This is a genomic window from Bradyrhizobium frederickii (genome assembly GCF_004570865.1).
GTDB classification, from domain to species: Bacteria; Pseudomonadota; Alphaproteobacteria; order Rhizobiales; family Xanthobacteraceae; genus Bradyrhizobium; species Bradyrhizobium frederickii.
The window spans coordinates 1-5,918 of the sequence record NZ_SPQS01000073.1; the positions used below are offsets into that span (position 1 = coordinate 1).

Genomic DNA, 5,918 nt, shown 5'->3' on the forward strand with positions numbered 1-5,918 from the left:
ATCAGTATGGACGGCCGGGGCGCCTGGCGGGACAACGTGTTCGTTGAGCGGCTGTGGCGCAGCGTCAAATACGAGGAGGTGTATCTGCGGGCCTACGACAGCGTCAGCGACGCTCGCGCCTCGATTGGCCGCTATCTGGACTTCTACAATTGCCGCCGTCCACATTCGAGCCTTGACGGCAGCACACCGGATCAAGCCTACTTCACCCCGCTGCCGCTCCGCACGGCAGCCTAACCCCGGCAGAGGCTCCACTTATCGACGCGGATATTCTGTTCAGACAACCGGGGCCAGCTCAGACATCGTGAAAAATCGCGGAAAAGACTCGGCGGAAAATCTACGAATCGAGTGATGCACCACCCATTGTGTTGCTCAACAGAAAGGCCGCAGTGGTACGCCGCTGCGGGCGGCCGAGGAGATCGATCGGAATTGGCCGATGGAAGGCGCTATTGTTCGCGTGGGCGTTCGGGCTTGCAGCCTTGGTACTGTTCGTGGCGCTATACCTGCCCTGGCAGTGAGTTGGCGACTCGCGACGGCGCTGCCTGCGATCCGAGACTGATTGCCAAGCCACGTGAGGCTACGACCAGTCCTGGTAGTTGTGCCACGCCCATTTCCGATAGATGTATCCCATCGTCAGATTCTTTCGCCGCTGAGGCTGGCCCCGAAGTTGGCGGCACGTGGCAGGGACAGCGCTTCATCGGTATGGCGGTGCCGAGTCACGTTGCCGCTAACTTCGCCGGCGGCGCGGGTGTGGCAGGGATAGCGTCGTTGCGCATTTCCGGCGCCGAGTCGCGCCCGCGCTGCTTACGGTGTGCGGGTTAGTCATAAAAGGCACGGGGTGCGCTCGCGATAGCTGACGAAAGGCTGACGGACTGTCCTGCTTCAATCACGACCGACAGGCTGACCGCGGACTCCAAGATTACTCTCCCATCGTGTCCCCGAGTGAGGTGCCCCAGCGCGGGCAGCATGCCGGGGCGAGACGTTGGGCTAGCCAGAAATCGAGCCACGACTCGATCATTATGACCGTGAAAATGTAGAGCAGCATCACGCACCGCTCAAAATCGCAGCGCGTTGCAAATCTGCCCAACACTCCGTGTAGCGGCGGTAGGATACTCGTTCGCGCTTTGAGGTGCAGTCCAAGCACACGCGAGAAAACGGCAGTTGCCAGTCGCGCATAAGAAAATCTCACGTCCTGAAAAACGACTAAGTTACTATCGCAACCAAGGGCTGTCCACCGGAAAGAAAGCAGCTTCGCTCTCCGTAATTGTCCGGTGGTTAGCTAAAGTGCGCGAGGTATATCGCTATGGTTGAGTGGGGCGGTGCTGCCGGTGTCGCTGCACAACGATCCTGTCATTTTGGACAGGTGCGTCCCGCTCTAATATGAGCGCATGATCGCCGCGGTGGAGGGCCTTCATATGCAGCGCTATTATTTTCCGATGATCCACAACGGTCGCCTTCAGCCGGACGGCGAGGGTGAGATGTTCGGCTCGGCAGATCTCGCGAGTCAGTATGGCGCCAGCGTTGCTCGGGATATCGGCGGCGATCCTGACTACGATCGCGTTAGCGAAACTGTCGTGCTGGTCTTTGATGGCGAAGGCGCGGAGATCGCGCGGCACGTGGTTCAGGGCGACTGACCTGGTGACGCGCAGCCTTACCTACAAATTCTTGTAGTTGACCAGTGCGTGTTCTCCGGGCTCGAATCGCTATCGAGCGGATCCCTCTGTCAGTTGCGAGCCCCAATCACGACTGCAAGAAAGGAGAGCAGGGCAATGTCTCCACTAAAAGCAATCACCAGTTGGTTGGAAACGCTAGACTTGGACATGCAGCTTGAGGTCGCTGGTTTCGCGGCATTTTTAATGTTTGAGCGGGACGATGTTCTCACGCTAGGTGGATCAGAGCAGCTCGAAGCTCTTCATCAGTGGTTGAACGAGCCGGGCTTACCATCATACGTCGCTGCAGACCGTGCCTTATCCTTTCGAATATGCTTCGGTTGCTTTGTCGATGATAGAATGACGGACGCCGGGTGCAAGCGAACTGAAGAGCTGGTTTGCAAAATTCTTAAAGAAGCGAAGCGCGGCGGGAAGTTCGCGGCTTCGCGCAAGGCGCAAAGGATGCTCGCGCTTCTCCCCGCTCGGAAAGAGAGTTGGGAACGTGTTGTAAGATCCTGGAACGAATTGACTGCGACTTGTCTAACAAACGAGGCTGTAAGAAGTTGGAGCGCCGCCAGCAAGCGCATTGGCTTGAAGGTTATTCCAAGTAGCGGCGTTCCGATTGTTCCGCTCAGGTCGCCTCATCGAGGCACCGGTTAGTTCTGCCTTAGATTGTGGCCGGATGGATGGGGTGCAGTAATGGAAAATGAACCGGATGATTTCATCGGACGGATTGCCGAGATCGAACTCGACGAGTCGGCTGCTATCATAATTGAGCAGGTGGACGACGAAATCACGCTCGCCATTGCGAGCATTGTCGGCGTTCATTTCCAAGTGACGGCGGATCAGGCTTGAGTTGTCTCGGGCCCTTGCTGTGGCTGCAGAGAATGCGGCGAACTTTCGCGCGGCGGCCGACACCTAGCCGTCTGCGCGAGCCGCACCCAATCGTGGGGAACAGCGGGCGAAACAAACGAGGCGCCTGAGTAATGGTCATGCGATGTAGGGATAGAAAAAAGATATCCCCCCGCGGAATCCTCAAGGCAGCGCGGGCGGCGAAACCGAAGGTTCCGAAGATGTTGGAATACGCTGGCGTAGCAATGGATTGTTTCGCCTCTCACGGATACGGGTGCCGTACCGTGACGTGAGGCACGAAGAAAGTCGAGTTGACGAGCGATGTTCTGGCTGCGAATGAGGCGAGCAGCATGAGCCGCACGCGCATAGTGCCACACCAGATGGGGGGCGGGACGAAAGCTGGCAGTTAATTCAGACAATCGCGCAACTTTGCTGTCGTCTCAGTCACAGTCAGCCGTTCACGCTCCTCCGGACAAGCTAATGCTGTAACGATTGGATTGCAGGTCGAGGATCGGCGCGTGGCGGCTGTCTGGCGATCATACAGCTCCGCTATCCAAGGCTGGGCGCGGTAGCTGTCGCGCTGGTCTCGATGAAGCGGAAGCTCATGTCCGGGTTCCGGAAAAGATCGCGATCGACTTCCTAAGAAACAGCCGGATCGGAGTCGCCTGGAACTGCCTGTAACTCGAAGCCGCGAGTTTTGGTTCGGCGCTGAAGGGTAGCGAGGACACGGCCGCGATGTTGCTGCTCATAGTGATCCGCACCAGGATCTCTGCAGGGCATGCCGTGCCGGAAGGTCTTAAACTGCGATCTTGCGGGCGGTCGCTCAACGCCTTTAACTTACCCATACGTGAGGACAGTCGGCGATAGAATGCACCGAGCGCCGTATCGCTCCGCCCGACGGTTGTTACTGCCAGCCGCAACAGTGCGACTGCCCGACTGGACGATCTCCGTGTGCGCCACGAGAACACCTTGCAGCTAGAGACTTGGTAGCCTGGTGCAGGCACAGCCAGGAGGCGAAGTGCTTGGGCCTCGGTCGAAGCGGACGCCAAATGCCCACGCTGCTTAGCTTTACATTTCTGCATCTGAAATGCGGGTCAGCATCCTCACGTGCGGTCCCGCCCGTTTGAAGATCGGCTCCCAAAAGGCATAGGCGTTCTCGACGAAACTCTCGGTTACGGTGAACTTCGTGAGCGCGCCCCGATATGCGGCCTGTCGCCGGCAGCCCTGCCCCTCGACAAGATGCCAGATGAATTGAGCGACCTGGCGTGCGTATGTGCTCGGACGACCTCGGTGGTTGGGTACAATCTCAAGCCGCATGGTCGCGGCGTCACGCGTCTCCGGTTCGGTGATATTAGCAAGCCAGATGAAAATTGATGGATCAATGCTCGCGGCATAGCCGTCCCGCTTGAGCTGCTGATTGATGATGGAGAACGCGCTGGCGGCTTCTCTGAAGCATTCGCTCAGGATGAAGTTCGCCTGATTCTCCAGCTTTCCGCAGCGAAGATCGTCCAGTAATCTGACCGCCTCGTCAGTGAGCCGCCGCATATATCGCGGTTGCGGCTGCTTTGCGCCGTCATTTGGTTCCTCCTGCACGAACAATTCGACCGCATCGGCGTGGAACTCTGTTGCGGCTTCTTTGAGAACGGGCAAAAACTTGCTTTCAAGGCAGGAACCGCCGACGTCTTTCGACGCCGCTTCATTCAGGCTGGCTTTGAGGTTTTCAGAAGCCCTGTCTTGAGAGTCCTCGACAACCTTTACCATCATCTCGGTGGTACTGTCGCAATCTATGAGTTCGTCCTTACGCGGCGCCGCCGCATTCCGAGATTCAAGCACCGCAACGTGAATCGGAGGGGTCGCTTGCCTTGCAAGGATTGTTTGATCAGACGTATTCGCGCCTATGTGCTCCGAGCGCGGATTGGAAGGAGCAATCTCGCCGGACAACACAAACAGGCCATCGTCAACGGCTCGGCTCGCCGCCGCGGTAAGATCCACCAGCGAGCGTCGCGCACGCATCTGCCTAGTACGCCGCTTTTTCGCTTGCGTGTGGCTCATGATCTGATGACCTCTCGACAAGCTTTTTCAAGACCCAGCGCCACAGCTCACGAACTTCCTCCGAGGCTCTTCCCTCTTGTGCAAACTCGGTCACGCCTAATCCTGCCCCAAGCGCGTCCTGGTGGTCATTGCGCTGTCCGACATAGGGAAGCGCAAGCACCCCGAGCGAATTGAGCGACGTTGCAGCTTCACTCAGGCGACAGCCCCGCGCTGGCGTCTGATTGAGGACGAAAGCAAATCGGCGGTTGAGCCTACGAATAGCAATCAGCGTCGGTATCGCAGCTTCGATGTCGGCCGGACTCGGACGCACCGGGATCAGGCAAAGATCGGCCCTCGCGATGGCGCGCATGGCCAGTGCATTGTTTGTGGCGGCGGTATCGATGACCGTAAGCGAGATCCCCTCAGCTTCAAGGCTGACGAGCGCCCCTTCTATTTCGGCGGGATCGGCGACCCGAACGACCCGCGGATGAGGATGGCCGCGCCGCTCTATCCATTTTGAAATCGTGCCTTGTAGATCCGCGTCGACAATTGCGACGCGCTCCCCGTTCCCCACCGCTGCGACTGCAATTCCGACCGCCAGCGTGCTCTTGCCGCTTCCGCCTTTTTGGGTGACCAGAGCAAGGACGTACATTGCCTACGCGTCCAGACAACAACGACATGAAACGCACGATTCGTCGAAAACAATTAGCTTACCAATCGGTAACCTACCATTTCCCATCGTGAATCGCATCAACAGCGGCGTGGAACTCACAGCCAAATCAAGCCCACCCACTAACGATATACCGCGTGATACCTCGCCCAAGGCCAGCCGGTCCATACAATGCACAAATCGCGGGCATCCCACCGCCAAGCCCGAGCGTTTGAAGATGGTGCAACGTCCGCTCGAAGTTTGCGGACCGCCGGATAGATACCGCAATAAAATCGATCGGCCTCCGACGCTGTCGAGATATCCTTGTCCTGCGACCAAGTTCGCCCACTTCACAGACCACCGTTTGTGACACAGAAAGAATAGTAATCGCGTCCAACAGCCGGAGTAAGCCTACAAGATCATGTAGTTGTAGTACTGCTGTTTAGTCGGTTGTGAAGAACACGCAAGCCGTTGAGAGAGAATCGATTTTTGGCGAACAGACATGGTTCTGTTCGCAGGATTTCGGCGGGTGAGCCCGCAGTTTCTTGCAAATTGCTCTTGGGCGATCGCTGTGATTCTGTCGCGGCGGGCTAATCAACGACGGGCAATTGCAATGCGGCCGAAGGCGCGGCGGGAGAGCGGACAGAACGATCTGTTCAAGGCGAGGCTCGATCAAATCGTCGATCCGGACCATGCGCTGGTCAGACTGTCGGGCTCGATCGACTGGCGGTTCCTCGAAG

At 57.8% G+C, this 5,918-nt stretch carries 7 protein-coding genes and 1 pseudogene; 5 read left to right on the forward strand and 3 right to left on the reverse strand.

Annotated elements, in window-relative coordinates; all coding sequences use genetic code 11:
* The 4 genes from E4K64_RS39000 to E4K64_RS39020 form a co-directional block, all read left to right on the forward strand.
* A partial coding sequence (locus E4K64_RS39000; RefSeq protein WP_135161597.1) for an integrase core domain-containing protein occupies positions 1 to 234 on the forward strand: 234 nt, incomplete at its 5' end.
* A 1,178-nt stretch (positions 235 to 1,412) separates the two neighbouring features.
* Positions 1,413 to 1,631, forward strand: a complete 219-nt coding sequence (locus E4K64_RS39010) for a DUF6894 family protein (RefSeq protein ID WP_126262216.1) — start codon at positions 1,413 to 1,415, stop codon at positions 1,629 to 1,631.
* Positions 1,632 to 1,766: 135 nt separating this feature from the next.
* Complete coding sequence (locus E4K64_RS39015) at positions 1,767 to 2,306, forward strand: hypothetical protein (RefSeq protein ID WP_126262217.1); 540 nt, start codon at positions 1,767 to 1,769, stop codon at positions 2,304 to 2,306.
* A gap of 39 nt (positions 2,307 to 2,345) precedes the next feature.
* Positions 2,346 to 2,501 carry a hypothetical protein gene (locus E4K64_RS39020; protein ID WP_235884969.1) on the forward strand — a complete coding sequence of 52 codons (156 nt, stop codon included), beginning with the start codon at positions 2,346 to 2,348 and terminating at the stop codon, positions 2,499 to 2,501.
* A 636-nt stretch (positions 2,502 to 3,137) separates the two neighbouring features.
* Here E4K64_RS39020 and E4K64_RS42030 read toward each other — a convergent pair.
* The 3 genes and pseudogenes from E4K64_RS42030 to E4K64_RS39035 form a co-directional block, all read right to left on the reverse strand.
* Positions 3,138 to 3,531: pseudogene (locus tag E4K64_RS42030) on the reverse strand (IS110 family transposase); the annotation flags it as partial.
* A 35-nt stretch (positions 3,532 to 3,566) separates the two neighbouring features.
* Positions 3,567 to 4,550 (reverse strand): hypothetical protein, encoded by a 984-nt coding sequence (locus E4K64_RS39030; protein ID WP_126262218.1) that lies wholly within the window; start codon positions 4,548 to 4,550, stop codon positions 3,567 to 3,569.
* Positions 4,516 to 5,181 carry a ParA family protein gene (locus E4K64_RS39035; RefSeq protein ID WP_126262219.1) on the reverse strand — a complete coding sequence of 222 codons (666 nt, stop codon included), beginning with the start codon at positions 5,179 to 5,181 and terminating at the stop codon, positions 4,516 to 4,518. Before E4K64_RS39035 ends, E4K64_RS39030 begins: the two co-directional genes overlap by 35 nt.
* A gap of 499 nt (positions 5,182 to 5,680) precedes the next feature.
* Between E4K64_RS39035 and E4K64_RS39040 the strand changes: the two genes are divergently transcribed.
* A partial coding sequence (locus E4K64_RS39040) for a hypothetical protein (protein WP_135167572.1) occupies positions 5,681 to 5,918 on the forward strand: 238 nt, incomplete at its 3' end.